This is a genomic window from Nisaea acidiphila, from assembly GCF_024662015.1.
Lineage (GTDB): Bacteria > Pseudomonadota > Alphaproteobacteria > Thalassobaculales > Thalassobaculaceae > Nisaea > Nisaea acidiphila.
Map to the genome: position 1 here is coordinate 2,358,215 of NZ_CP102480.1, position 24,902 is coordinate 2,383,116.

Sequence of the window (24,902 nt, forward strand, 5' to 3'; positions counted from 1 at the left end):
CCCCTCTCCGGTCAGTCCGCCTTCTGCAGCATCCGGCCGAGACGGCGCCCGCCCAGCACGTGGATATGCAGGTGCGGCACTTCCTGGATGGCATCCTCGCCGTTATTGACGATCAGCCGGTAGCCCGGCTCTTTCGCCTCGACGATCTCCGCCACCTTGCCGATCGCACGCACCCAGGCGACGATCTCGGCGTCGCTCGCCTCGGCGGAGAATTCGTTCATCGACTTGTAAGGACCCTTCGGGATCACCAGCACATGCACCGGCGCCTGCGGCTGGATGTCTTCGAATGCGAGGACGTGATCGTCCTCATAGACGGTCTTGTTCGGAATTTCGCCGCGCAGGATCTTGGCGAAGATATTCTGGTCGTCATAGGACATCGGATTTCCCTCTCCCAACAATCCGGCGCCGGACATCAGGTATTGCGGCGCGCCTTTTCCTCAATCCCGGACATCCCCTGGCGCCGGGCCAATTCCTGCCAGACCGCGTCGGGCTTCACCCCGGCGGCGCTCCAGAGCACCAGCAGATGGTAGAGCAGGTCGGCGCTCTCGGCGGTCAGCTTCTCCGCATCCCCGGTCACCCCCTCGATCACGGTCTCGACCGCTTCCTCGCCGAGCTTCTCGGCGATCTTCTTCTGTCCCTTGGCAAACAGCTTGGCCGTGTATGAGCTCTCCGGATCGGCGCCCTTGCGGCTGTCGATCACCTCGTAAAGCCGGTCCAGGACATGCTCGCTCATTGCAGCCTCACGGGAATGCCTGCCTTCGCCATCGCTTCTTTCGCCTCGGCGATACGGAAGGTGCCGAAATGGAAGACCGAGGCGGCCAGCACCGCGGAGGCATGACCCTCGAGCACCCCCTCGGCGAAATGCTCCAACGTGCCCACGCCGCCGCTGGCAACGACAGGGACGCTGACCGCGTCCGAGATCGCTCGGGTGAGCGGCAGGTTGAACCCTTGTTTCGTACCGTCCCGGTCCATCGAGGTCAGCAGGATCTCGCCCGCGCCGTACGCTGTCATCCGGCGCGACCATTCGACCGCGTCGATCCCGGTCGGCTCGCGGCCGCCATGGGTGAAGATCTCGTAATGGTCCGGCCCGACGCTTTTCGCGTCCACCGCGACGACGATGCACTGGCTGCCGAACTTCTCCGCCGCGCGGCGCACGAAGTCCGGATCCTTCACAGCCGCGGTATTGATCGAGACCTTGTCGGCCCCTGCCAGCAGCAGCTTGCGAATATCCTCGAGAGTTCGCACCCCGCCACCGACGGTGAGCGGCATGAAGCATTGCTCCGCCGTCCGGGCAACCACGTCGAACAGCGTGTCCCGCTCCTCATGGCTCGCGGTGATGTCGAGGAAGCAGAGCTCGTCCGCGCCCTCGCGGTCGTAGATCTTGGCCTGCTCGACCGGATCGCCGGCATCGATCAGGTCGACGAAATTGACGCCCTTGACGACCCGGCCGTCCTTCACGTCGAGGCAGGGGATGACGCGCGCGGTCAGCATCAAGCGCTCTCCTTCGCCGGTTCCGCCAGAAGCTTCACGGCCTCGGCGAGATCGATCCGTCCATCATAGAGTGCCCGGCCGGAAATCGCACCGGCAATGCCGGGAGCCCCCGCTGCCTTGAGCGCGGCGAGGTCCTCCAATGAGGCGACACCGCCGCTGGCGATCACCGGCGTCGAGATCGCATTGGCAAGATCCGCGGTCGCCTGCACATTCACCCCGCCGAGCGCTCCGTCCCGGTCGATATCGGTGAAGATGATGGCGGCGACGCCGCAGCCCTCGAACTTCCGGGCGAGATCCACCGCAGAGAGAGACGAGGTTTCGGCCCAGCCCTCGACGGCGACCATTCCGTTCCGTGCGTCGATGCCGACGGCGATCCGTCCCGGGTGGCGGGCGCAGGCCGCCTTCACCAGCTCCGGCTCGCGCAGTGCGACGGTGCCGAGGATCACCCGGGCGATACCTTTTTCCAGCCAGGCGTCGATCGCCTTCATGTCGCGAATGCCGCCGCCGAGCTGCACCGGCACGTCGACCGCGTCGAGGATGCGCCCGACCGCATCGCCGTTCCGGGTCTCCCCGGCGAAGGCGCCATCGAGATCGACCACGTGGATCCAGGCACAGCCCGCATCCTGAAACAGTTTCGCCTGGGCGCCCGGGTCGTCGTTGAAGACCGTCGCCGAGTCCATCTCGCCTTTCAGAAGACGGACGCACTGGCCCTCCTTCAGATCGATCGCGGGAAACAGGATCATACCGCGTCCAGTTCCTTGTAATAGAAGTGACCGGCGACATAGCCGTCGCGCACATAGGCATAGTGCGGCAGGGTCCCGAAGCGGACGAAACCCAGCCGCTCATAGAGCCGGATCGCCGCATGCTGGGTCTCGCGCACATCGAGGGTCAGCACCTTGAAGCCTTCGTCCCGGGCGTATTTCTCCGCGATCTCAACCAGGTCGCGGGAGAGTCCGTGGCCACGGCCCCAGGGTGCGACGAAGGTCGTCGTCAGATTGCAGGTATGGCGCTGCGCCTCGTTATTCCGGGCCGGGCGCTGGATCTGGCAGGAGCCGGCGATCACGCCATCGAGCCGGCCGACGAAGAGATGACGCTCGGGAATGAGCAGTACCCCGCGCCAGAAAGCTTCCAGCGTCTCGCGCGGCGGCGGGGAGATCCAGCCGAAGCCGCCGCCGTCGATGATCGCAGCCTCGGCGGCGTCCGACAGATCCTGCAGGTCGCCGGGGCCGAACTCGGTCAGCTCCTCCACCGTCGCTTCCGGCGGAGGACGCGTATCAACGTCCGTTTCTTTCATCGCCGTTCTCCCTCAGGGGCGCCAGTCGAGGAAATTGCGGATGAAGGCAAGTCCGTTCGCCTGGCTCTTTTCGGGGTGGAACTGGGTTCCGAAGTAATTTTTCCGGCCGACAATAGCCGCGATCTCGCCGCCGTAATCGCTCACGGCCGCCAGATCCGACCTGTCGGCGACGTCGAAGAGATAGGAATGCACATAGTAAACGAAGGCGCCCTCTTCGATCCCTTTCAGCAGCGGATGCTCCGGTTGTAGCAGGGAAAGGCGGTTCCAGCCCATATGCGGAACCTTGCGCGGCAATCCGTCTTCCGTCGGCGCCGGCTCGATCAGCTTCACTTCGCCGCCGATCCATCCGAGGCCTTCGGAGACCACGTGCTCAAGGCCGCGATCCGCCATCAGCTGCATGCCGACGCAGATCCCGAGGAAGGGCGTGCCCCGCTCGATCACCGCGTCCGTCAGCGCCTCGACCATGCCCGGTAAGCCGTAGAGCCCGCCGCGGCAATCCGCGAATGCGCCAACGCCCGGCAGCACGATCCGCCCGGCCCGGCGGACCACCGCCGGATCGGATGTCACCTGCACGTCCGTTCCCGGTCCGCGTTCCGACGCCACCCGCTCGACGGCTTTCGCCACCGAGCGGAGATTGCCGGACCCGTAATCGACGACCGCGACGGAAGTGGGCCCGCCGGCGGCGGTCACAGGGACCCACCGAGGGTGCCTTTGGTCGAGGGCACGGCATCGGCGCGGCGCGGATCGATCTCGACCGCCTGGCGCAGCGCCCGGCCGACGCCCTTGAAGATGGACTCGACGATATGGTGCGTGTTGTCGCCGTAGAGATTCTCGATATGCAGGGTCAGCCCGGCCGCCTGGGAGAAGGCCTGGAAGAACTCGCGGAACAGCTCGGTATCCATCTCGCCGAGCTTCTGCGCCGGCAGGCTCGCTCGCCAGACCAGGAACGGCCGGTTCGAACAGTCGAGCGCCACCCGGCTGAGGGCCTCGTCCATCGGCAGATAGGAGGAACCGTAGCGGGTGATCCCCTTGCGGTCCCCAAGCGCCTTCGAAAACGCATCGCCGATCGCCCAGCCGCAATCCTCCGTCGTGTGGTGCGCGTCGATATGCAGATCGCCCTCGGCCCGCACTTTCATGTCGATGAGCGAATGCCGCGACAGCTGCTCCAGCATATGGTCAAGGAAACCAACGCCTGTTTCGATATCGAAACGGCCGGTCCCGTCGAGGGTCAGTTCGGCGGAAATGGTGGTCTCATTGGTCACGCGCTTCACGGTCGCGCTGCGGCTGTCGGACATGGATTTCTGCTCCGAGAAAATGCACGGCGGCTATGTAGCAGGAACCACGGGAGAATGCCAATCTCCGGGGCTCTGCCCCCGCGGGTTGCGGAGCGAACCGTCTTGACGTTATTCCCCGCATGCCCCACTTGGACGGGCACGCATTCAATGGAGTTCTCATGGACAGACAGGGCACGGACCCGATCCAGTGGCACGGCACGACAATCCTCTCGGTGCGCAAGAACGGCCGCGTGGTGGTTGCCGGAGACGGCCAGGTCTGTTTCGGCAACACGGTGATGAAGGCCGAGGCGCGCAAGGTGCGCCGGATCGGCGGCGGCGACGTGATCGCCGGCTTCGCCGGTGCCACCGCGGACGCCTTCACGCTTTTCGAGCGGCTTGAGGAGAAGCTGGAGAAGCATCCGGGCCAGCTTACCCGCGCCGCGGTCGAGCTCGCCAAGGACTGGCGCACCGACCGATACCTGCGCCGGCTGGAAGCCATGATGGCGGTCGCCGACAGTTCCGCCTCGCTGGTGCTGACCGGCAACGGCGACGTGCTGGAGCCGGAAGACGGGCTGATCGGCATCGGCTCGGGCGGGTCCTTCGCCCTGGCCGCCGCCCGTGCGCTGGTCGACCGCGACGACATGGATGCCGAGGCGATCGCCCGCAAGGCGATGAAGATCGCCGCCGATATCTGTATCTATACCAACGAGAACCTCACCCTCGAAGCTCTCGACTCCGACAACTGATTGAAAACGCCCGACAGAGTGGCGCTACCGAAAGCTGGTAAATCACCCCATGACCGCCTTTAGCCCGCGTGAGATCGTCTCAGAACTCGACCGCTTCATCATCGGCCAGAAGGACGCCAAGCGCGCCGTCGCGATCGCGCTCCGCAACCGCTGGCGCCGGCAGCAACTCGCGGACGATATCCGCGAGGAGGTACAGCCGAAGAACATCCTGATGATCGGTCCGACCGGCGTCGGCAAAACCGAGATCGCGCGACGCCTCGCCAAGCTGGCCGAGGCACCCTTCATCAAGGTCGAGGCCACCAAGTTCACCGAAGTCGGCTATGTCGGCCGCGACGTGGAGCAGATCATCCGCGACCTTGTCGAGGTTGCTATCGGTCAGGTGCGCGAGAAAATGCGCAAATCCGTGCATGCCAAGGCCGAGCTCGCGGCGGAAGACCGCGTGGTGGATGCCCTTGTCGGCGAGACCGCGAGCGCCGAGACCAAGCAGAAATTCCGCAAGATGCTGCGCGAGGGCCAGCTCGACGACAAGGAAATCGAGATCGAGACCGCCGATCAGGGCGGCGGTGGCATGCCGACCTTCGAGATCCCCGGCATGCCGGGCGCGCAGATGGGCATGCTCAATCTCAACGACATGCTCGGCAAGGCTTTCGGCGGCCGGACCAAAAAGCGCCGCATGACAGTCGCGGAATCCTACAAGGTCCTGGTCGACGAGGAAGCGGACAACCTGCTCGACGAGGAAAAGGTCGTCCGCGAGGCCATCGAGTCCGTCGAGCAGAACGGCATCGTCTTCCTGGACGAGATCGACAAGATCACGGCCCGCGCCGAGCGCAGCGGCGCCGATGTCAGCCGCGAGGGCGTGCAGCGCGACCTGCTGCCGCTGATCGAAGGCACCACGGTGGCGACCAAGCACGGCTCGGTGAAAACCGACTTCATCCTCTTCATCGCCAGCGGCGCTTTCCATCTCGCCAAGCCGTCCGACCTGCTGCCGGAACTGCAGGGACGCCTGCCGAACCGGGTCGAGCTGAAAGCGCTCACCCGCGACGATTTCCGCCAGATCCTGACGGAACCGGAAAACAGCCTGATCCGGCAATACACGGCGCTGATGGCGACGGAGGAAGTGACGCTCGACATCGCCGACGAGGCGATCGACGCGCTTGCCGACCTCACCGTCGACATCAACAAGAATGTCGAGAATATCGGCGCCCGCCGGCTGCACACGGTGATGGAAAAGCTGCTCGACGAGATCAGCTTCACCGCCTCCGACCGCGGCGGCGAGACGGTCAAGATCGACGCCGCCTACGTGAAGGAACATGTCGGCGACCTGGCGCAGGACACCGACCTCAGCAAGTTCATTCTCTGATCAGTACCGCGGCCCCTTGCCGGGCGGGGCCAGTTCGGCGAGCAGGGTATCGATCCTGGGGTCGTCGAGTTCGCGGATCCGGTCAGCCAGTGTGTTGGCGAGCTCCGTCGCCTTCGGGCTGAGCCCGGCGGTGTCGATGACGACGCGCGGGTTGGAGCGTTTGGCGAGCTTCTTCAGATCCTCCGCGTCGTCCCAGATCAGGCCGAAATACTGGCAGATCTGGTGGATCAGCCCGACCGTCGGGCGGCCCTTGCGGCCATGCTCAAGCGCCGAGAGATAGGCCGACGAGACCTGCAGGGCCGCTGCCATCTGCTTCAGGGTAACGCCGCGCTCCGCCCGGAGCGCACGGATCTTCGCGCCGAACGGTGTCATTTCCGCTCCCTCCGCCGCCTCAGCATGACATAGAGCGCGCCGCTGCCGCCGTGCTGCGGCTGGGCCGGGGAGTAAGCGAGGACTTTTTCCTTGTTGCTCCCGTCGGTCAGCCAGCGCGGCGTCATCCGGCGCAGCACCCCGGCCTCGCGTTCGCCGTCACCGGAGCGGCTGCCCTTGCCGGTAATCACCAGCACGCAGCGGTCTCCGCGCTTGTAGGCGCCGTTGATGAAAGCATTGAGCGCGCGGTGCGCCTCGTCCTGGCGCATGCCGTGCAGGTCGATCCGGCCGTCGATCTGCTGCTTGCCGCGCTTGATACGCAGCGAGGTGCGCCGGTCGATGCCTGGCGCCTTACCCGGATCATGCTCGGCAAGTGCGCTCGGGACCTTGATCCGGTCGAGCGCGGGATCTCCGTTCGGGCGGGAATGATGGCGCGGAGCAATCCCGTCTTTGGGCTTTGTGCTCTTTCCGGCCGCTTTCTGCATTATCTGTGGCACCTCGGGCGTTTCCGCATCGAGGGCCTTTCGCCGCTCCGGCGTCAGGGGCTCGGCGTCGGCGACGACCTTACGCCAGAGATCGAGCTCATCCGGTGTCGGCCGCCGCGCCATGCCGCCGCTCAGCCCCGCACCGGGCCGACGGACCGGCAAAAAACAGGTAGCGCCAACTGCTTTTCCGCTCCGGAAATACCGTGGAGCATAAGGCACATGAGGTATGTCCCCGGAGAGGAGTCCGCGGAAAAACCGGGGGTAGTCCCATCGGGTTTCGCGGGTGTCGTCGCGTAGTGGGTCAAATCGAGAACTCGGTGCGCGGTCACGGCTGGGTCCCGGGTCGGTATCGGTCGTCGCGGAGCACCGGCGCGGCTCGGACGGCTACTGCCTTAAGGCAATATCGAGATTTTTCGGCAGAAGCACGAAATATCGTCCCTCCGCAGCCATGGGACCGGCTTTTTCCGCCGCCGATGCGCCATGCCCCCAGAACACGTCGCCGCGCACCGCGCCCTTGATCGCGCCGCCGGTATCCTGCGCGACGACCAGGCGTTTCAGAGGTTTTCCGCTCTCGTCCGGGTAATCGATATCCAGCCAGACAGGCGCGCCGAGCGGGATGTAGCGGCGGTCGACGGCAAGAGAACGTCCGGCTGTGAGCGCCACGCCCTGTGCGCCGATGGGACCCTCGCCATCGATCGCGCGGAAGAAAATGTAAGAGGGGTTGCGGTTCATCACCCCGTGCATCTGCGCGGGATTGGCCTTCAGCCAGGCCCGGATGGTCTGCAGCGAGATCGCGTCCTTGTCGATTTCCCCGCTCTCCACCAGATAGCGGCCGATCGGATAATAGATATGTCCGTTATGGCCGTCATATCCGACACGAAGGATCCGGCCGTCCTCAAGCCGGATTCGTCCGGAGCCCTGGATATGCAGGAAGAAGGCATCGATCGGATCGTCGAGCCAGACCAGCGGCTGCGCGGCCTGGCCCAGCGCCCCGGACTCGATTTCCGCCCGGCTCTCGTACGGCACCAGCCGTCCGCTGCGGAGCCGCCCCGCGATGCGCTCGCCGCGCAGGCCGGAGCGCCAATCGCCGAGATTGACCAGAACGAGATCGTCCGGACGGGCAAGCAGCGGGGTCTCGAAGCCTTGCCGGGGCTGGAGCGCGCCGTTGAGTTCCGGCTCGTAATATCCGGTGAAAAGCCCGGGTCCGGGTTTGACCGCATAAGCGTCGAACCAGTCGCCGAGGAACGCGCGTACCGCGGTGTCGCCGCTGCTGTCCGAGAGGCGGGACAGTGCATCGCAGGCCCCGCGCCAGTCCGCGACCGTGCCGCCGATTTCCGCCGGTGCGACTGTGCTGCTATCGGATTGGCGGCGCATCTTGCCGCAGGACCGTTTCAGCGCCGGGAGCGCTTCCTGCAAACGGTCCTCGGACCAGCCCGGAAGCGAGGAGAGCGCAACCTTCTCATAACTGACCTGTTCCGGCGCCGCAGGCTCCGGGGGCTGTTCCGGCGTGCAGCCGGCCAGTACGAAAAAGATCAGGAGCCAGAGAGTGCGAGCGGACAAAATGTCTTCCCGTCAGTTCCGGACGTGCGCCGGGCGCCGTTACTCGTCTTCCGGCACGCCAGTCGCGACGAGGCGCCAGTTCGGATCACGGGAGCTTATGTCCCGCTCGAAGGTCCAGAGATCGGTCACTGTCTCGATCCTGTCCGGATCGCCGTCGACCACGGAACCGTCCGAAGCATGGGTCACCTTGACCTGGTCTGTGATGAATTCGACGGTCACCCGGGCGACCGAACCGGCCAGCGTGACGTCATTGATCAGCGCGGAGCGGAAGGAGGAGATCGTGGTCTCCTGGCTCTCGCCCGCCTTTTCGCGCTCCTCGACAGCGCCGGCAAAGGCACTCATCAAATCGTCGCCAAGCAACGGACGCAGCCCGTCGAGATCGCCTTTCGCAAAGGCCTCGACGATCCATTCGAACGCGGTCCGGGCACCTTTCAGGAACTCGATCTCGTCGAAGGAGGGATCCGCCATCTTCACGCGCATCAGATCGGAGAGCTCTCCGTTCTCCTGATCTCCGGGCACGGTTTCATGCTCCCGGTCGGGGAGCTTGATGACATTGTCGGAGTTCGCGGGACGCTCGGGTGCCGGGGAGAACGGATCGGTATGCCGTTCCTCATGTCCGGTGCGTTTGCCAAGCACGTTACGCAGCTTGAAAACCAAGTATCCCGCAAGCAGTGCGAAAAGAATTATGTCGAAGAAAGCGAAGCCGTCGCCCATATCGCCCTTAACTACGGGTTCGAAAACCCTTATCCACCCTAGGAGAAGATCACCAACGCCCGGTTCGGCTTACCCTTGCCCGAAAGGCAACGACCTGCCGCTTTTGACCGTCCGGCGACCGTACTACAGCATAGATAGGCTGTCACTTTTGAAAGAACAACTATGGCCCTCGTCTTCCTATTGATCCTGATCGGAATTCCGGTTCTCGAGATCTATGTCTTCGCGGAAGTCGGCGGAATCATCGGCGGCTGGGCGACCGTCGGCCTCACGCTGCTGACCGCGGCCCTCGGCGCGCTGATGTTCCGTAGCCAGGGAACGGCGGTTCTGAGGCGGGCGCAGGAAAATCTGCGCCAGGAACAGACGCCGCTCGCGGAGATCGTCGACGGTGTCGGCCTTCTGCTGGCCGCAGTCTTGCTTTTCATTCCGGGTTTCGTCACGGACATCGCCGGTTTCCTGCTCTTCGTTCCGCCGCTCCGGGTCGTCTTCATCGGCTATCTGTTTCGCGGCCTCGGCCGGTCTGCTCAGTCAAACGTCTGGATCGTCCGCACGGACCCCGGCAAGACGCCAGGCACTGCCGGGAACCGGACCGTCATCGACGGTGACTACGAGGACCTCACCGAAGACGCGGGGGACAGCACATCCCAGCAGGACAAGGATGCAGACAGGAAACTCCCGCCGCGCTAAGCCCACCGCATAGGTACAATCAAAAGGAAAAGACAGGGATCATGCTGTTCGTCCGCCACGGGCAATCCGAATTCAACGTTCACTACGGCGCCACCGGGGAGGATCCGGGGATCGAGGATCCCGCTCTCACGGAACTGGGACATGCGCAGATCCGGCACTCTGCGGAGGCGCTCAAGGGAAGCGCGATCGATCATATCGTTTCCAGCCCCTACCGGCGGGCGCTGGAAACCGCGCATATCCTCTCGGACGCACTGTCTCTTGAGATCCGCATCGACCCCCTGATCCGCGAGCACAAGCATTTCGTCTGCGATATCGGCCGCACCCGGTCGGTCCTGCGGCAGGACTGGCCGCATCTTTCCTTCGACCATATCGACGAGCAATGGTGGACCGATCATCACGAGCAGGAGCACGAGGTCTTTGCCCGGGTCGACGCCTTTCTCGACGGCAATTCCGCGCGCGAAGACTGGGACCGCGTTCTCTGCGTCAGCCACTGGGGCTTCATCCGACGCCTGACCGGCATCCCGGTTCCCAACGGTACCGTGGTCAAGGTCCAGCGGGACGGCGCCGGAGAGGTTGTTCATACCCCCGATCCGTGATACCCACGCGCCTTCGAATTCCTCCGGCAGAGACAAGACCGATGACCGATACCGAGACCGGCAACGCGACCGACGAGGCGGGGAACGCCATCAACACCTTCTCGATGACGGTGAAGGCGCAATACATAAAGGACCTCTCCTTCGAGAATCCAAAGGCGCCGTGGAGCCTGCGTGCCGATATCCGCCCCGAAATCGAGATCGGCGTCGATGTCCGCGCCGAACGCATGGCCGACAATGTCTACGAAGTCATCCTTCAGCTAAACGTGAACGGCATCCATGAAGGCGAGAAAGTCTTCATCGTGGAACTCGCCTATGCCGGGGTCTTCCAGTTCGAAAATGTCCGTGCAGACCAGGTGGAATATGTGTTGATGGTCGAATGCGCGCGACTTCTCTTTCCATTCGCACGGCAGATCATCGGTCAAGTCACGGCGGATGGCGGCTACCCGCCGCTGCATATCCAGCCGATCGATTTTCTCGGCGTGTTCCAGAAGAACGAGCTCCAGCGCGGGGAAAATGGCGGCGTGGATGTCGCCGCGATCGAGCCCGAAGGCAACGCCTGACCGCTCTGTCCAATCACTCGGCCCAATCACCCGGCGGAGTCGGAGCGGTTCCAGATCGGGTCCTTTAGTTTTTCGAGCAGCGCGGCATGGGCCGAGAGTTCATCCGCGCTCGGTGCGTGGGGCCGCGGTGGACGTGCCACGGACGCGCGGATCTCCGGCGCAGCGCTCTCCGCAGAGCTTTCCTCGCGCGCCAGCTCAAGACCGGGCTGCCTCCCGCCGATCAATTCCAGATAAACCGAGGCCAGCAAATCGGCATCGATCAGCGCGCCGTGCAGGTCGCGGTGCGTATTGTTGATTTCGAAACGGCGACAGAGCGCATCCAGGCTCGCCTGCGCGCCGGGAAACTTCCGGCGCGCCATTGCAAGCGTGTCGATCGCACGCTCCATGGGCATTGCGGGATGGCCAAGACGTGTGAGCTCGGCATTCAGAAAGCCCATATCGAACTTCGCGTTATGGATTACGAAGGTGGCGTCGCCGACGAATTCCAGAAACTGGTCGACGATGCCGGCAAAGTTCGGAAAGTCGGCGAGAAACTCCGTCGAGAGGCCATGCACCTCGAAGGCGCCCTGCTCCACCTCGCGTTCCGGGTTGATATAGACGTGATACTTCTGGCCGGTCGGCACATGGTTCACCAGCTCGATGGCCCCGATCTCGATCACCCGATGGCCTTGCTTCGGATCGATCCCGGTGGTTTCCGTATCGAGCACCAGTTCACGCATGTCGCACTCCCAGTCGGTTCAGTATCTTCTTGATCGCCCGCGTCGTGAACGCCCGCCCGAGACCGGTCGGCAGCACGATATCTGCGCGCAGACGCTTTTCCCGGTCCGGCATCTGTTTCTGAAGAATAGAAGAGAGCCGCGACTCTGTCATGCCGGGACGGGCCAGAACCCGCTGACGCTGCAGAAAAGCCGGAGCGGAAACAACGAAGACGTAATCGCAGACAGTCTCGCCGCCGGTCTCGAACAGCAAAGGGACGTCGAGCACGGCCGCTTTGCGGCGGTTCCGCCTTTGCAACGCCAGGAACCGGTCACGGTCCCGCCTCACCAGCGGATGTACGATGGCTTCGAGGTCTTTCAGCGCCGCCGCGTCGCCGAAGACCAGCTTCCCAAGAGTCTCGCGGTCCACCGCGCCGGCCCGGACGGCCTCCGGAAATCTTCGGGAGATCGGCGCCACCGCCGCCCCGCCGTTTCGGAAGAGCTTGTGCACCGCGGCGTCCGCGTCGTGCACCGGCAGGCCAAGGCGGCGGAACAGGTTTGCCGCCGTACTCTTGCCCATGCCGATCGAACCGGTCAGCCCGAAAACCAGCATCGCCTCAGACCCTGAGCGCGCCGTGCGTACGCATGAAATCGAGCAAAGGGAGAAGTGGCAGGCCGAGCACGGTAAAGAAGTCTCCCTCGACCGAGGTAAAAAGCTGGGCGCCGACGGATTCGAGCTGGTAGGCACCGACGGAGTCCAGCGCCCGATCACCGATCGCATCGAGATAAGCCGAGATAAAGTCTTCTGAAAGCGGGCGGACCAGCAGGCTCGCCGTCGCGACATGGTGCCAGATCCGCGTTCCTCCGGCCGAAACCACGACGGAACTGATCAGCGTGTGCCGCTTTCCGGATAGCTTGCGCAGATGGTCCGCCGCACCGTCGCGGGTTTCCGGCTTGTCGAACCAGCTCCCCTCCAGATCGAGCATCTGATCGGCGCCGATCACCAGCGCCTCCGGCCGGGCGCGCGAAATGGTATTGGCCTTCATCTCGGCGAGAAAGGTCGCGACTTCCGCCGCGCTCGCCCCTTCGGCCCGGAGGCTGCGCTTGAATTCGGACTCGTCGACCGACGGTTTCCGGATCTCCACGGGAAGGCCGGCGGCGCGCAGCATCTCGGCGCGGGTCCGGCTGCCGGAAGCCAGGACAACCGGTTTCTCGCCCGCACCGGCAAGGCGTGTCGGATCGATTTCGGCGGACATCAGGACTCCAGCCCGTGGAACTTCGCGTATTTCTGTAGCACCGCCGCTGCCGTCTCCTCGATCGAGCGGCGGGTGACGTCGATCACCGGCCAGCCCGCTTTGGTGAAGGTCTTGCGTGCCTCGACCACTTCCTCGCGCACCTTCTCCGGATCCACATAATCGGTCTCGTTGCTGTGCTGAAGCATCAACATCCGGTTGCGGCGGACCTGGGTCAGCCGATTGGGATCGTTGGTCAGAGCCACCACAAAGGGACGCTTCAAGGAATAGAGCTCCTTCGGCAAGGGAACGCCCGGCACAACGGGAATGTTTGCGGTCGCGTAGCCGCGGTTTGCGAGATAGAGGGAGGTCGGGGTCTTGGAAGTACGCGACACGCCGACGATCACGATATCCGCATCCTCAAGGTCGTGGATCATCTGCCCGTCGTCATGGGCCAGCGTGTAGTCCATCGCCCGGATACGATTGAAATAAGCGGCATCCAATTCGTGCTGACGTCCAGGCCGGCCATGGCTTTCCTGGCCGAGAAAATTGCCAAGTGCGTTGACCACGGTGTCGAGTACCGAGATGCAGGGCACCCGCCTCTGCTGGCAGCCGACCTCCAGCTGCTCGCGCAGTTCCGGATTGACCAGGGTGAAGAGTACCGGTCCCGGATAGACGGTCACCGCAGCCAGGACTTTCTCGATATGCCCGGACGTGCGGACCAGCGACCAGACATGCTCGCGGGCGCGCACACCCTCGAACTGCACCAGGCAGGCGCGGGCCACCTGATGGTTCGTCTCGCCCGTCGCGTCCGAGACCAGATGAAGATGGATGTCCGTATCGGTCACCGTTCACACCCTGCTGGGGATAAATGCGTAGCACCTGTTTACAGAATGCGGATTCCCATCCGAAAGAAAAATTACGCCACGGAACCCATTCGCTTCCGGCCGGATTATCCTTCGGGGGACAACGTTATCCCGTTTTCCCAAGATCGTGAGTAACGGCCCGGCGGATCGAGATATCCCCACAATCCACGCATTCAAGAATGCACGTGCTCCGGGCTCTTGCGACATTTTTACCGCTGCTTGTCCCCGATACCGCACTGTAGACTCTTGCCGTATCCGTTCTGTGGATCACCTGTGTTCAGATGCTAATCCACAGGACTCACAGCACCACAACAATCACTTCCTACTTATTTCTAATAAGATTCTTTGTTAGGGAGTGCCCGCGTCGATGTGAACAGACAGGCGATCCATGACCGAGAAACCGATCCTCAAAGCACTGGCAGGCCAAGTGTCAGACATTCCCCCGATCTGGCTCATGCGGCAGGCCGGACGCTATCTGCCGGAATATCGGGAAGTCAGAAAGCAGGCGGGATCCTTCGTCGATCTCTGTCTCAATCCGGAAATGGCGGCAGAGGTTACCTTGCAGCCGATCCGGCGCTTCGGCATGGACGGTGCCATCCTCTTCTCGGACATCCTGATCGTGCCCTACGGTCTCGGCCAACCCCTGAAGTTCGTCGAGGGCCGGGGGCCGGTGCTCGATCCGGTCAAGGACAGGCAGGCGCTCTCCCGTCTGGACCTCGCGGGCCTTACGAAGCGCGTGGGCAATGTCTATGAGACAGTTTCCAGGGTGCGCGAGGCGCTTCCGGCAGAGACCACCCTGATCGGCTTCTCCGGAAGTCCCTGGACGGTCATCACCTATATGGTCGAAGGGGGAAGCAGCAAGGACTACGCGGCGACGAAGCAGTGGGCCTACAGTGACCCCGAAGGCTTTCAGGCTCTGATCGATATCGTTGTCGAAGGCACGATTACCTATCTGCTCGGCCAGGCGAAGGCGGGGGCCGAGGTTCTGAAGCTTTTTGACTCCTGGGCCGGAGTGCTTTCACCCCGGCTCTTCCGCATGGCCGTGCTGGAGCCGACCAAACGGATCGTTTCCGCGGTCAAATCCGCTTATCCGGATCTTCCGGTGATAGGCTTTCCGCGTGCGGCCGGCGCCAACTATCTGGATTACATCGCAGAAACCGGAGTCGATGCGGTTGCGGTCGATACCGCCATGCCGATCCGCTGGGCGGTCGAGAACATTCAGAGCAAGATGCCGATTCAGGGCAATCTCGATCCGATTGCGCTGCTTGCCGGTGGCGCGGGTCTCGAACAGGAAGTGAAGAGCATCCTCGATGTCGCGGCCGCGGGACCCTTTATCTTCAATCTTGGTCACGGCATCCTGCCGACGACGCCGATCGAGCATGTGGAACAGCTATTGCGGCATGTGCGCGGCAAATAGCCGCCGCCCGCGGAACAGGAGCACGTGATGAGCTACGAATGGGTGAAGGCGCTCCACGTCATCAGCATGGTCGCCTGGATGGCGGGCATGTTCTATTTGCCCCGCCTTTATGTCTATCACGCCGACGCGGCTCCCGGCTCCGATCTCTCCGAAACCCTCAAGGTAATGGAACGGCGGCTTTTGAGAGCGATCATCAATCCGGCGATGATCTCGACCTTTGTGTTCGGAATATGGATGCTTGTGCTGATCCCTGAATTCCTGACGGAAGGCTGGTTTCATGTGAAACTGACTTGCCTTGTCGTCATGACCGGCTTTCACGGATTTATGGCGCGTTGGCGCCGCGATTTCGCCGCGGATGCGAATAAACGTCCCGCCCGTTTCTATCGGATCGCGAACGAAGTTCCGACGATCTTATTGATCGTTATCGTAATCATGGTGATCGTGAAGCCGTTTTCCTGATCTTTTCCATTTTTATCAAATATTGTTGTTTGACACTTGGCGGGAAACTGCTGTATCTCACGATTGCGCTGATCGCCGTGGGGCATGGCATCAGGTCTTTCCCGCACAGAACGAAATTAAACAGTCAGCTAAACAAGCGACACACGTGCGGCCTGTCTACGCGGCCGACCTTCCAGGACAATCGTTTTACCTTGTCATCGACAGGACGATGCATCTTCAAGAATTGAAATCAAAGTCACCCCAAGATCTTCTTGCTTATGCGGAAGAATTGGAGATCGAGAACGCAAGTGTTCTGCGCAAGCAGGACATGATGTTTGCTATTCTCAAGCAGTTGGCCGACAACGATCTTCCCATCTATGGCACAGGAGTTCTCGAAACTCTGCCGGACGGGTTCGGTTTCCTACGATCCCCTGAATCGAATTACCTGCCGGGTCCGGACGACATTTATGTCTCTCCCAGCCAGGTGCGCCGCTTCGGTCTGCGCACCGGTGATACGGTCGAGGGACAGATCCGGGCACCGAAGGATGGCGAGCGGTACTTCGCGCTGCTCAAGGTCAACAAGATCAATTTCGAGGACCCGGATGCGGTTCGCCACCGGATCAATTTCGACAATCTGACACCGCTCTATCCCGAGCAGCGTCTGAATCTCGAACTTGAGAAGGCGGAGAACAAGCAGCAGGACGTGACCACGCGGGTGATCGACCTGATCTCGCCGCTTGGCATGGGTCAGCGCGGTCTGATCGTGGCGCCGCCGCGGACCGGTAAGACGGTCATGCTGCAGAACATCGCCCATGCGATCGCCGAGAACCATCCGGACGCCTACCTTCTCGTGCTCCTGATCGACGAGCGCCCGGAGGAAGTGACGGATATGGACCGGTCCGTGAAGGGGGAGGTTATCAGCTCCACCTTCGACGAGCCGGCCGCGCGTCACGTCCAGGTCGCCGAGATGGTGATCGAGAAGGCCAAGCGCCTCGTGGAGCACAAGCGCGACGTGATCATCCTGCTGGACTCGATCACGCGTCTCGCGCGCGCCTACAACACCGTTGTTCCGTCCTCGGGCAAGGTGCTGACCGGCGGTGTCGACGCGAACGCGCTGCAGCGCCCGAAGCGCTTCTTCGGCGCGGCCCGGAACATCGAGGAGGGCGGCTCGCTGACCATCATCGCGACCGCGCTGATCGATACCGGATCCCGCATGGACGAAGTCATCTTCGAAGAGTTCAAGGGCACCGGTAACTCCGAGATCATTCTCGACCGCAAGCTCGCCGACAAGCGGACCTTCCCGGCCATCGACATCACCCGGTCGGGTACCCGCAAGGAAGAGCTCCTGGTGGATCGTGCGACCCTCAACAAGATGTGGGTCCTGCGCCGCATCCTGACGCAAATGGGCACCGTCGACGCGATGGAGTTCCTGCTCGACAAGCTGAAGGTCTCGAAGAACAACAACGATTTCTTCGACGCGATGAATTCCTGATCCCGGTCTTTGGGATCAAAGGAAAGGGCGGAGCCAGCGGCTCCGCCCTTTCTGTTTGAACAAGGCCGTCAGACCATGCCGCCATTGGCGCGGATCGTCTGGCCATTGATCCACCCGCTATCGGGACCGGCAAGAAAAGCGACGGCGGTGGCTATGTCCTCGGGATCCGCGAGGCGTCCGAGCGGGATTGAGCGGGTGATGGCTGCGACAAGCTCATCGGACTTACCGTCCAGAAAAAATTCGGTCGCCACCGGTCCGGGAGCGATTGCGTTGACGGTGATGCCGCGGGGCCCGAGTTCCTTCGCGAGAACATGGGTCAGGGCTTCGACAGCGGCCTTGGTCGCCGCATAGATTCCGTAGCCAGACTGATAGAGGCCGACCACGCTGGAGGAGAGGCTGATGATGCGCCCGCCGTCCCGTAACCTGCTGGCGCCGGCGCGCATGCCCCGGAACGTGCCGCCGAGATTGACGGCGCATTGCTGCTCGAAATCCTCATCCGAAGCATCCTTGAGCACCGAGAGACGCATGATGCCGGCATTGTTGACCAGAATATCGACCGCGCCGAAGGCGGTTTCGGCGGCGTCGAACAGGCGGTCCATGCCATCGGGTTTGCCGACATCGGCGCGTGCCGCAGCGGCCCTGCCGCCGCCAGCGCGGATTTCCCCGGCGAGTGCTTCTGCGGCACCGGCATTGCCGGCGTAGTTCACCAGGATGGCGCAGCCCTCGTGGGCCAGACGCCGGGCGATCGCGGCGCCGATCCCTTTGCTGCCGCCGGTCACGATCGCTGTCTTTTCTTTCAGAGTCATCTCTTGCTCCAGTCAGGTTCGGACAAGAGATACGCGGGCAAACGAGCTGTATAATCAGGGTATATTCGGAAAGATAATTCGGATAAGACGAACAGATTATGGATCGCCTCGATGCCATGCGTCTCTTTGTCCGGGTCGTCGAGCGCCGCAGCTTTACGGCGGCGGCGGCCGACCGCGCGATCCCGAGATCGACCGCGACGGAGGCCATCCGCCGGCTCGAAGACGTGCTTGGCACCAGGCTGCTCGACCGGACCACCCGGCAGGTGGCTCCCACGCCGGACGGCGACGCCTATTATCAGCGCTGTCTGAAGATCCTCGCGGATGTCGATGAGGCCGAAGGCGTGCTCCGGGGCAGCGCGCCGGCCGGATTGCTGCGGGTGGATGCCCATGGGGCACTGACACGGGCCTTTTTGCTGCCGAGGCTTCCCGAGTTTCTCGAGAGATACCCGCTTCTGAGACTGCAGATTAGGCAGGGTGACCGGCTGGTCGACCTGGTGCGCGAAGGCGTCGATTGCGTGATCCGGGCGGGCGCGCCTGAGGAGAGCGGATTGATCATGCGGCGGCTGGTGGATATCCCGGAGATCACCTGCGCCGCTCCTGCCTATCTGGAGCGCTTCGGCACGCCGGGCGGTCCCGGTGACCTCGCCGGTCACGAGACGGTCGGTTTCGTCTCGTCGCGGACCGGCAGTGTGCTGCCGCTGGAACTGTGTGCCGGAGGCCGGGTAATGGAGTTCGATCTGCCGAGCAGGGTCACCGCCAACGATGCCGAGACGGTTCATCATCTGGCACGGCTCGGTTACGGGCTGATCCAGGCGCCGCGCTACCGGTTCAGGGAAGATCTGGCGCAGGGACGCCTGGTCGAGGTCATGGCCGGTTTCCGGCCGGAACCGCTGCCGCTGGTCGCGCTCTATCCGCAGAACCGCCAGCTCTCGCCGCGCGTGAGAGTGTTTCTGGACTGGGCGGCGGAGGTATTTAGGGACGCAGATCTCTGAGGCGCCCGCCGAATGTCTTCAGCGGACGCCCTGTTGCCTGGAAGTGCAATGTTACGGAAGCAGAATGGTAGAACCTGTTGTCTTACGGGCTTCCAGCGCCTCGTGGGCCGCGCGGGCCTCGGCCAGCGGGAAGGTCTGGTCGATATGGATCTTCACCGCGCCGGATTTGACGGCGTCGAACAGGTCGCTTGCGGTTGCCCGGAGGTCCTCGGCCGTCGAGATGTAGTTGAACAGGGTCGGCCGGGTGAAGAAGAGCGAGCCTTTCTGCGCGAAGATGCCGAGATTGACCGGCGGGATCGGGCCGGCGGCCTGTCCGAAGCTGACCATCAGGCCGCGCGGACGCAAGCAGTCGAGGGATTTCTCAAAGGTGGTGGCGCCGATCGAGTCATAGACCACGGGCAGCATCTTGCCGTCGGTGATCTCCTTTACCCGCTCGACGAAATCCTCGTCGTTGTAGAGCACCGGGTGATGGCAGCCGTTGGCCTTGGCGATCTCCGCCTTTTCCTTGCTGCCCACGGTGCCGATCACGGTCGCTCCGAGGCTGCTGGCCCACTGGCAGACGATCTGCCCGACGCCGCCCGCGGCCGCGTGGATCAGGATCGTGTCGCCCTTTGAGACCTTGTAGATCTGCCGGATCAGATACTGCGCCGTCATGCCTTTCAGCATCATGGCGGCCGCGGTGCGGTCTTCGACCCCGTCCGGGATCTTCACGACCCGGTCGGCGGCGATGTTGCGGGCCTCCGCATAGGAGCCCGGCGGCGGGGAGGCGTATGCCACCCTGTCGCCTTCCTTCAGGTCCGTGACGCCGCTGCCGACGGCCGCGACCGCGCCGGCGCCCTCCATGCCGATGCCGGAAGGCAAAGGCAGGGGATAGAGGCCGCTGCGGTGATAGGTGTCGATGAAGTTGAGCCCGATTGCGGTGTGCTTGACCTGGATCTCGCCCGCGCCCGGCGCCGCGAGGTCGACATCGGTCATTTCGAGAACTTCAGGTCCGCCTGCGCTCTTGAACTGTATTGCCTTGACCATCTTGGTGTTTCCCTTGTGAGCCGTTGTTATCCGAGATTGGCTTTGAAAAAGCCCGCCGTGCGGCCATTGGCGAGCTTTGCAGATGGGTCGTCGTAATGCGCGCCTCCTTGGCGCGCGAAGGCATGATCCTGACCCTCATAGACATGCAGAGTGACCAGCGGATTGCCGGAGAGACCCGCCTTGATCTTCTCCTGCGCCTCTTTCGGCACGAAACCGTCTTCCGAGGCGATGTGGGAAATATAAGGCATTGAAATATTTGATGATTCGCTGAGAAGCTCATCCAGTCCGACACCGTAATAGGAGACGTTGCAGTCCGCGTCCGAACGGGTGGCCATGAGATAGGCGAGCTTGCCGCCGAGGCAGTAGCCGACGGACCCGGCCTTGCCGCTGCAGCCCTCCATGGATTTGAGCTGCGCCAGCGTCGCCTTCAGGTCCTCGACGCCTTTGTCGACATCGAAGGCGTTGAAGAGCTCGAAGGCCTTGTCCCATTCGGCCTGGCTCTGGTCGGTGATGTCGATGCCGGGCTCGATGCGCCAGAAGATGTCGGGGCAGAGCACGTGATAGCCGAGCGCCGCATAGGCGTCCGCCTGGTCACGCATCACCTTGTTCACCCCGAAGATCTCCTGGATGAGGACAATCCCCGGAGCCTTGCCGCCGCCCGGAGGCGCGGCGTGATAGGCCTGGAAGCTGCCGCCGTCGGCGGCGGTCACGGTTACATAGGACACGGGTCTCCCTCCCTTGTGATGCACCGGTTGGCCCGAGACTAGGCGCGGGCATCGCGGCCTGTCCACGGTTCCGGTGGAACGAGTGTTCTTCAAAAGAGGGAGAGTTGATCGGACTCGTGGTCGAGCAGTCTCTGCTTCGTTGCGATGCCGCCGTCGCCGGAGAAGCCCGTCAGCTTTCCGTCGCTGCCGACCACCCGGTGGCAGGGGATGATCAGCGGGATCGGGTTGGCGCCGCAGGCGCCGCCGACGGCGCGGGCGACGCCGCCGATCCGCTCCGCGATATCGCCGTAGGTCAGCACCTTGCCGAACGGGATCTCCTTCATCGCGTCCCAGACGGATTGCTCAAAGGCGGAGCCGCGGTCATAGGCGAGGGGAAGCTCGAAATTCTTCAGGTTCTTGTCGAAATAGGCATGGATCTGTCGCTCGGCCTCAAGCAGGACGGGGCTTGTTTCTGAATCGGAATAGTCGCCGGATGTTTCACGTGAAACCCATGTAAGGCGGGTGATGAATCCGTTTTCCTCCGTCAGATGGATCCTGCCGATCGGGCTGGCGAAGTTGTGGTGGCGGGCAACGCTCATGGCCGGGCCTCCAGGACCCGGCGGAATTGTTCCGGATCCGATTCGGCTGGAGAGCAGGTCTGCCCGGCACAGAGATAGGCGGCCGGCTTGCCGTCAATCATGCCCTTGCCGCGTGCCGGATGACCCTCGGGCAGGCTTTCGTCTCCCGTCACGATGTCGAGCACCCCAAGGGCCCGTCCCGCGGTCCGGGCGGTATCGAGAAGGGCCTGACACACCTCATCCGCCGGATCGCCCGCGACAACGATCTGCCGGCCGTGCCGGAGCCATTCGAGGCCGTTGAGCAATCCGGGGAACCCGAGCGGCTGTTGCCCGAAGGATCCGGCGAAAGCTTTCGTTATTGCCTCCGCCCGCTCGGCATAGGCCGCGTCCCCGGTCTTTAGCCAGAGCCGTGCGAGGACTTCGACCATGGTGCTGTTTCCGGCCGGCGTTACATTGTCGATCGCGGTCTTGGTGCGGATCATCAGATCGGTCTGGTGGTCCGCGGTGAAGAAGTAGGCGCCGTCCTTGAGGTCGAGGAAATGGTCCTCCAGAAGCGCGGCCCATTCGATGGCCTTGTCGAGATAGGGGCGTTTTCCGGTCGCGGCTTCCAAGGCGAGGGCGGCGAGGCTCATATTGGCGTAATCGTCGAGGGTCGCGGTGTGTTTAGCCTGTCCCGCGCGCCAGGAATGCAGGAGCCTTCCGTCCTTTTCCATCTGCGCGACGATGAACGCGAAGGCGGTCTCGGACCGGTCGAGCCATTGAGGCTCCGCCAGGAGGATTGCGGCGTCGGCAAGCGCCGCGATCGTCAGGCCGTTCCAGTCCGCCAGCACCTTGTCGTCCCAGCCGGGCCGGATCCGATCCTCCCGGATCTTGAGGAGGTGCGCCCTTGCGGCTGAGAGCCTTTCCTCGGTCTCCGCGTCGAAAGGCCCCTTGCGATGGCTTCGGTTCAGGATCACGGAACCTTCCCAGTTGCCGCCTTCCGTCACGTCGTAATGGGACGCGAAAAGCGCCGCATCGTGGCCGCCTTCCGTCAGCGCCCGTTCGATCTCCTCGACGCTCCAGACATAGAATTTGCCTTCCTTGCCCTCGCTGTCGGCGTCGAGCGAGGACGCAAAGCCGCCGCCCTCCGAAAGCATTTCCCGGAAAAGCCAGTCCACGGTCTCGCGGATCCGCTGCTCATAGAGCGGGTTCGGCTCCTGGCGCTGCATCTCGGTCATCAGCGCCAAGAGCTGGGCATTGTCGTAGAGCATCTTCTCGAAATGCGGCACCAGCCATTCGGCATCGGTCGAATAGCGTGCGAAACCGCCGCCGAGATGATCGTAGATCCCGCCCTCGCACATCGCGGTCATGGTCGTGCGGACCGCCTGCAGCATCTGGCCGTCGCCGGTGCGCTGGCCGGTACGCCAGAGGAACTTGAGGATCGTCGGCTGGGGAAATTTGGGCGCGTCCCCGATCCCGCCAAGGACCGGGTCGTGGTCGGAGAGGAAATGCCGGGCGACCTCCGGCGCGGCCTCCAGCGGAATCCCGTCGCCCGGATTGGCCGCGAAGACCGCGTCTAGACGCTGCGAGATGGCGGTGACGTTCCCGGCGACGCGGCCCGGCGCCTCGCGATAGACGCCCTCGACCTGGTGCATCACCTCGCGAAAGGACGGCCGGCCGTAGCGTTGTTCCGGCGGGAAATAGGTACCGCCCCAGAAAGGTGCGCCTTCCGGCGTCAGAAACATGGTCAGGGGCCAGCCGCCCTGCTGCCCGGTAATGGCCAGCGCGGTTTGAAAGATCATGTCGAGATCCGGGCGCTCCTCGCGATCGACCTTGACGTTGACGAAGAGCTCGTTCATCACCGCCGCCGTGTCCGGATCCTCGAAGCTCTCGTGGGCCATCACGTGGCACCAGTGGCAGGCCGCATAGCCGACCGAGAGCAGGATCGGCTTGTCGGCGGCGCGGGCGGCGGCGATGGTGTCCTCTGACCAGGTCTGCCAATGCACAGGATTGTCCTTGTGCTGCAGCAGATAGGGGCTGGTTTCCTTGTCGAGCTCGTTGCGCATCGCGGGTCCGGTCCGGAATGAAAGATGGGTCCTTACTCCCAAGGTGAGGGCTTGGGCGTCCGAGGTCCAGCGCCGCGAACGGCAAGGGAGTCCGCCGGCTGATGAATGCATCGCCAACCGATACGATCTACGCGCTCGCTTCGGCGACGGGGCGCGCCGGCGTTGCCGTTTTCCGGGTCTCCGGTCCCGCGGCCTTCGAAGGTCTGCAGCGTCTGACGGGCCTCGTCGGGATCGAGCCGCGATATGCGGTGCGGGCAAGCGTGCGGGACGGGGAGGAGGTCGTCGATGACGGGCTCGTCCTCGCCTTCGCCGCACCGGCGAGCTTCACCGGCGAGGATGTGGTCGAATACCAGCTCCATGGCGGCCGTGCGGTGGAAAGCGCGATGCTCCGGGCCCTCGCACGGATGCCGGGATATCGGATCGCGGAACCCGGGGAATTTTCCCGCCGCGCGGTTCTCAATGGGAAAATGGATCTGACGGCCGCAGAGGGCATCGCGGACCTGGTGGACGCGGAAACGGGCGCGCAGCGCTTGCAGGCGCGGAGGCAGAGCCGCGGCGCGCTGGGTGCTCTTTATCGGGACTGGCGGGCGCAGATCGTCAGGATCCTTGCCTATATCGAAGCGCTGGTGGATTTCCCGGACGAGGATCTGCCGCCCGAGGTCTGGGAGGAGATCCGGCGCCGGATGGATACGCTGGAAAGTGGGATTTCGACCCATCTGGACGATGGCGGGCGCGGGGAGCGCCTCCGGGACGGACTCCGTATGGCCATTGTCGGTCCCCCGAATGCGGGTAAGTCATCCCTGCTGAACTGGCTCTCCAAAAGGGATGCGGCGATAGTGTCCGATGTAGCGGGTACGACTCGCGACGTCATTGAGGTTCATCTCGATATAAAGGGATTCCCCGTGTTGGTAGCGGATACCGCCGGGCTCCGGGAAAGTATGGATTCGGTCGAAACGGAGGGGATACGCCGGGCGCTGGCCTGGGCGGAGAGTGCGGATCTGGTGCTCGATCTTCGTGAGGCGGGCGAGGAGGGGCCTTTGGACCCCGGGGACGGTCCGGAGCGAATCCTGGTGGCCACCAAGATCGATCGCGCAGATCATTTGGAGGCGGGGCCACGGATCGGAATATCCGTAAAGACCGGGGAGGGGACCGATCGGCTGCTCTCCCGGATAGGCGAGGCTGCGTCCCGCCTGATGGATGTCGGCGAAGCGCCGGCTTTGACTCGCGCGCGTCACCGCGAAGGGCTGACGGATTGTCTGGATCATCTGCGGCGCGCGGCGGCCCTGGCGGAATTCGAAGAAGGCGAGGAGGATGTGGAATACGGTCTCGTCGCCGAGGATCTGCGCCTCGCCGCGCGGTCGCTCGGACGGGTGACCGGCGCGGTCGATATTGAAGAGATACTGGATCTTGTGTTTGCGGAGTTCTGCATCGGCAAATAGCCGATCCTGTTTCACGTGAAACATGCAGGGCCGCTATCG

30 protein-coding genes are annotated in these 24,902 nt (G+C 63.4%); 10 read left to right on the top strand and 20 right to left on the bottom strand.

Translation table 11 applies throughout. The features are described from left to right. Window positions 1–11 precede the first annotated feature (11 nt). From NUH88_RS10825 to hisB, 7 genes are read right to left on the bottom strand one after another with little or no spacing between them, the layout of a single operon-like run. Window positions 12–377 carry a histidine triad nucleotide-binding protein gene (locus NUH88_RS10825; RefSeq protein WP_257772097.1) on the bottom strand — a complete coding sequence of 122 codons (366 nt, stop codon included), beginning with the start codon at window positions 375–377 and terminating at the stop codon, window positions 12–14. Window positions 378–412: 35 nt separating this feature from the next. Continuing rightward, on the bottom strand, window positions 413–733 hold the full coding sequence (locus tag NUH88_RS10830; RefSeq protein ID WP_257772099.1) for a phosphoribosyl-ATP diphosphatase: 321 nt from the start codon (window positions 731–733) through the stop codon (window positions 413–415). Next, entirely contained in the window at window positions 730–1,491 is a 762-nt protein-coding gene (gene hisF / locus NUH88_RS10835; protein WP_257772101.1) for an imidazole glycerol phosphate synthase subunit HisF, read from the bottom strand. Before hisF ends, NUH88_RS10830 begins: the two co-directional genes overlap by 4 nt. Then, window positions 1,491–2,234, bottom strand: coding sequence for a 1-(5-phosphoribosyl)-5-[(5-phosphoribosylamino)methylideneamino]imidazole-4-carboxamide isomerase (gene hisA / locus NUH88_RS10840; RefSeq protein WP_257772103.1), 744 nt, complete (start codon window positions 2,232–2,234; stop codon window positions 1,491–1,493). Before hisA ends, hisF begins: the two co-directional genes overlap by 1 nt. Then, window positions 2,231–2,785 carry a GNAT family N-acetyltransferase gene (locus tag NUH88_RS10845; protein ID WP_257772105.1) on the bottom strand — a complete coding sequence of 185 codons (555 nt, stop codon included), beginning with the start codon at window positions 2,783–2,785 and terminating at the stop codon, window positions 2,231–2,233. The genes hisA and NUH88_RS10845 overlap by 4 nt, the downstream gene beginning before the upstream one ends. Before the next feature lie 12 nt (window positions 2,786–2,797). Then, the gene (gene hisH, locus NUH88_RS10850; protein WP_257772107.1) at window positions 2,798–3,475 is read right to left on the bottom strand and encodes an imidazole glycerol phosphate synthase subunit HisH; all 678 of its coding nucleotides are present in this window, start codon (window positions 3,473–3,475) and stop codon (window positions 2,798–2,800) included. Further along, window positions 3,472–4,080 carry an imidazoleglycerol-phosphate dehydratase HisB gene (gene hisB, locus NUH88_RS10855; RefSeq protein WP_257772109.1) on the bottom strand — a complete coding sequence of 203 codons (609 nt, stop codon included), beginning with the start codon at window positions 4,078–4,080 and terminating at the stop codon, window positions 3,472–3,474. The genes hisH and hisB overlap by 4 nt, the downstream gene beginning before the upstream one ends. Before the next feature lie 158 nt (window positions 4,081–4,238). Here hisB and hslV point away from each other — a divergent pair, with 158 nt between their 5' ends. Both hslV and hslU read left to right on the top strand, forming a co-directional pair. After that, on the top strand, window positions 4,239–4,805 hold the full coding sequence (gene hslV / locus NUH88_RS10860) for an ATP-dependent protease subunit HslV (RefSeq protein WP_257772111.1): 567 nt from the start codon (window positions 4,239–4,241) through the stop codon (window positions 4,803–4,805). 49 nt (window positions 4,806–4,854) lie between these two features. Further along, window positions 4,855–6,165, top strand: a complete 1,311-nt coding sequence (gene hslU / locus NUH88_RS10865; protein ID WP_257772112.1) for an ATP-dependent protease ATPase subunit HslU — start codon at window positions 4,855–4,857, stop codon at window positions 6,163–6,165. On the opposite strand, the gene NUH88_RS10870 is transcribed toward hslU, so the two are convergent. From NUH88_RS10870 to NUH88_RS10885, 4 genes are all read right to left on the bottom strand, one after another. Further along, window positions 6,166–6,537, bottom strand: coding sequence for a helix-turn-helix domain-containing protein (locus NUH88_RS10870; RefSeq protein WP_257772114.1), 372 nt, complete (start codon window positions 6,535–6,537; stop codon window positions 6,166–6,168). After that, the gene (locus NUH88_RS10875; RefSeq protein WP_257772116.1) at window positions 6,534–7,142 is read right to left on the bottom strand and encodes a Smr/MutS family protein; all 609 of its coding nucleotides are present in this window, start codon (window positions 7,140–7,142) and stop codon (window positions 6,534–6,536) included. Before NUH88_RS10875 ends, NUH88_RS10870 begins: the two co-directional genes overlap by 4 nt. A gap of 261 nt (window positions 7,143–7,403) precedes the next feature. Continuing rightward, window positions 7,404–8,579 carry a murein transglycosylase A gene (mltA, locus tag NUH88_RS10880; protein ID WP_257772117.1) on the bottom strand — a complete coding sequence of 392 codons (1,176 nt, stop codon included), beginning with the start codon at window positions 8,577–8,579 and terminating at the stop codon, window positions 7,404–7,406. A gap of 39 nt (window positions 8,580–8,618) precedes the next feature. Beyond that, complete coding sequence (locus tag NUH88_RS10885; RefSeq protein ID WP_257772118.1) at window positions 8,619–9,293, bottom strand: Tim44/TimA family putative adaptor protein; 675 nt, start codon at window positions 9,291–9,293, stop codon at window positions 8,619–8,621. Between the two features lie 162 nt (window positions 9,294–9,455). Between NUH88_RS10885 and NUH88_RS10890 the strand changes: the two genes are divergently transcribed. The 3 genes from NUH88_RS10890 to secB are packed head-to-tail and all read left to right on the top strand — an operon-like array spanning window position 9,456 to window position 11,133. Further along, window positions 9,456–9,977 carry an FxsA family protein gene (locus tag NUH88_RS10890; RefSeq protein ID WP_257772119.1) on the top strand — a complete coding sequence of 174 codons (522 nt, stop codon included), beginning with the start codon at window positions 9,456–9,458 and terminating at the stop codon, window positions 9,975–9,977. A 41-nt stretch (window positions 9,978–10,018) separates the two neighbouring features. Next, on the top strand, window positions 10,019–10,573 hold the full coding sequence (locus NUH88_RS10895; RefSeq protein ID WP_257772120.1) for a histidine phosphatase family protein: 555 nt from the start codon (window positions 10,019–10,021) through the stop codon (window positions 10,571–10,573). Between the two features lie 41 nt (window positions 10,574–10,614). After that, window positions 10,615–11,133: a protein-export chaperone SecB gene (secB, locus tag NUH88_RS10900; protein ID WP_257772121.1), complete on the top strand. Its 519-nt coding sequence runs from the start codon at window positions 10,615–10,617 to the stop codon at window positions 11,131–11,133. Between the two features lie 26 nt (window positions 11,134–11,159). Here secB and dnaQ read toward each other — a convergent pair whose 3' ends face one another. The 4 genes from dnaQ to NUH88_RS10920 are packed head-to-tail and all read right to left on the bottom strand — an operon-like array spanning window position 11,160 to window position 13,908. Further along, on the bottom strand, window positions 11,160–11,852 hold the full coding sequence (gene dnaQ, locus NUH88_RS10905) for a DNA polymerase III subunit epsilon (RefSeq protein ID WP_257772122.1): 693 nt from the start codon (window positions 11,850–11,852) through the stop codon (window positions 11,160–11,162). Further along, the gene (gene coaE, locus NUH88_RS10910) at window positions 11,845–12,441 is read right to left on the bottom strand and encodes a dephospho-CoA kinase (protein ID WP_257772124.1); all 597 of its coding nucleotides are present in this window, start codon (window positions 12,439–12,441) and stop codon (window positions 11,845–11,847) included. The genes dnaQ and coaE overlap by 8 nt, the downstream gene beginning before the upstream one ends. A gap of 4 nt (window positions 12,442–12,445) precedes the next feature. Then, entirely contained in the window at window positions 12,446–13,084 is a 639-nt protein-coding gene (locus NUH88_RS10915; RefSeq protein ID WP_257772126.1) for a Maf family protein, read from the bottom strand. Then, complete coding sequence (locus NUH88_RS10920; RefSeq protein ID WP_257772128.1) at window positions 13,084–13,908, bottom strand: pyruvate, water dikinase regulatory protein; 825 nt, start codon at window positions 13,906–13,908, stop codon at window positions 13,084–13,086. Before NUH88_RS10920 ends, NUH88_RS10915 begins: the two co-directional genes overlap by 1 nt. 406 nt (window positions 13,909–14,314) lie before the next feature. Here NUH88_RS10920 and hemE point away from each other — a divergent pair, with 406 nt between their 5' ends. The 3 genes from hemE (at window position 14,315) to rho (ending at window position 17,273) form a co-directional block, all read left to right on the top strand. Continuing rightward, a complete protein-coding gene (gene hemE / locus NUH88_RS10925; protein ID WP_257772130.1) occupies window positions 14,315–15,343 on the top strand; it encodes a uroporphyrinogen decarboxylase in 1,029 nt (342 codons plus the stop codon). Window positions 15,344–15,370: 27 nt separating this feature from the next. Next, on the top strand, window positions 15,371–15,802 hold the full coding sequence (gene hemJ / locus NUH88_RS10930) for a protoporphyrinogen oxidase HemJ (protein ID WP_257766443.1): 432 nt from the start codon (window positions 15,371–15,373) through the stop codon (window positions 15,800–15,802). 208 nt (window positions 15,803–16,010) lie between these two features. Then, on the top strand, window positions 16,011–17,273 hold the full coding sequence (gene rho, locus NUH88_RS10935; protein ID WP_257766444.1) for a transcription termination factor Rho: 1,263 nt from the start codon (window positions 16,011–16,013) through the stop codon (window positions 17,271–17,273). Window positions 17,274–17,341: 68 nt separating this feature from the next. On the opposite strand, the gene NUH88_RS10940 is transcribed toward rho, so the two are convergent. Then, window positions 17,342–18,079, bottom strand: a complete 738-nt coding sequence (locus NUH88_RS10940) for an SDR family oxidoreductase (RefSeq protein WP_257766445.1) — start codon at window positions 18,077–18,079, stop codon at window positions 17,342–17,344. A 98-nt stretch (window positions 18,080–18,177) separates the two neighbouring features. On the opposite strand from NUH88_RS10940, the gene NUH88_RS10945 reads away from it, so the two are divergent. Beyond that, window positions 18,178–19,071, top strand: a complete 894-nt coding sequence (locus tag NUH88_RS10945; protein WP_257766446.1) for a LysR family transcriptional regulator — start codon at window positions 18,178–18,180, stop codon at window positions 19,069–19,071. A gap of 51 nt (window positions 19,072–19,122) precedes the next feature. On the opposite strand, the gene NUH88_RS10950 is transcribed toward NUH88_RS10945, so the two are convergent. From NUH88_RS10950 to NUH88_RS10965, 4 genes are all read right to left on the bottom strand, one after another. Continuing rightward, window positions 19,123–20,097, bottom strand: a complete 975-nt coding sequence (locus NUH88_RS10950; RefSeq protein WP_257766447.1) for a quinone oxidoreductase family protein — start codon at window positions 20,095–20,097, stop codon at window positions 19,123–19,125. Window positions 20,098–20,123: 26 nt separating this feature from the next. Next, window positions 20,124–20,822, bottom strand: a complete 699-nt coding sequence (locus NUH88_RS10955; protein ID WP_257766448.1) for a dienelactone hydrolase family protein — start codon at window positions 20,820–20,822, stop codon at window positions 20,124–20,126. An 89-nt stretch (window positions 20,823–20,911) separates the two neighbouring features. Continuing rightward, a complete protein-coding gene (locus NUH88_RS10960) occupies window positions 20,912–21,400 on the bottom strand; it encodes a methylated-DNA--[protein]-cysteine S-methyltransferase (protein ID WP_257766449.1) in 489 nt (162 codons plus the stop codon). Continuing rightward, window positions 21,397–23,424, bottom strand: coding sequence for a thioredoxin domain-containing protein (locus NUH88_RS10965; RefSeq protein WP_257766450.1), 2,028 nt, complete (start codon window positions 23,422–23,424; stop codon window positions 21,397–21,399). Before NUH88_RS10965 ends, NUH88_RS10960 begins: the two co-directional genes overlap by 4 nt. Before the next feature lie 101 nt (window positions 23,425–23,525). Here NUH88_RS10965 and mnmE point away from each other — a divergent pair, with 101 nt between their 5' ends. After that, a complete protein-coding gene (mnmE, locus tag NUH88_RS10970; protein WP_257766451.1) occupies window positions 23,526–24,863 on the top strand; it encodes a tRNA uridine-5-carboxymethylaminomethyl(34) synthesis GTPase MnmE in 1,338 nt (445 codons plus the stop codon). Window positions 24,864–24,902 lie beyond the last annotated feature (39 nt).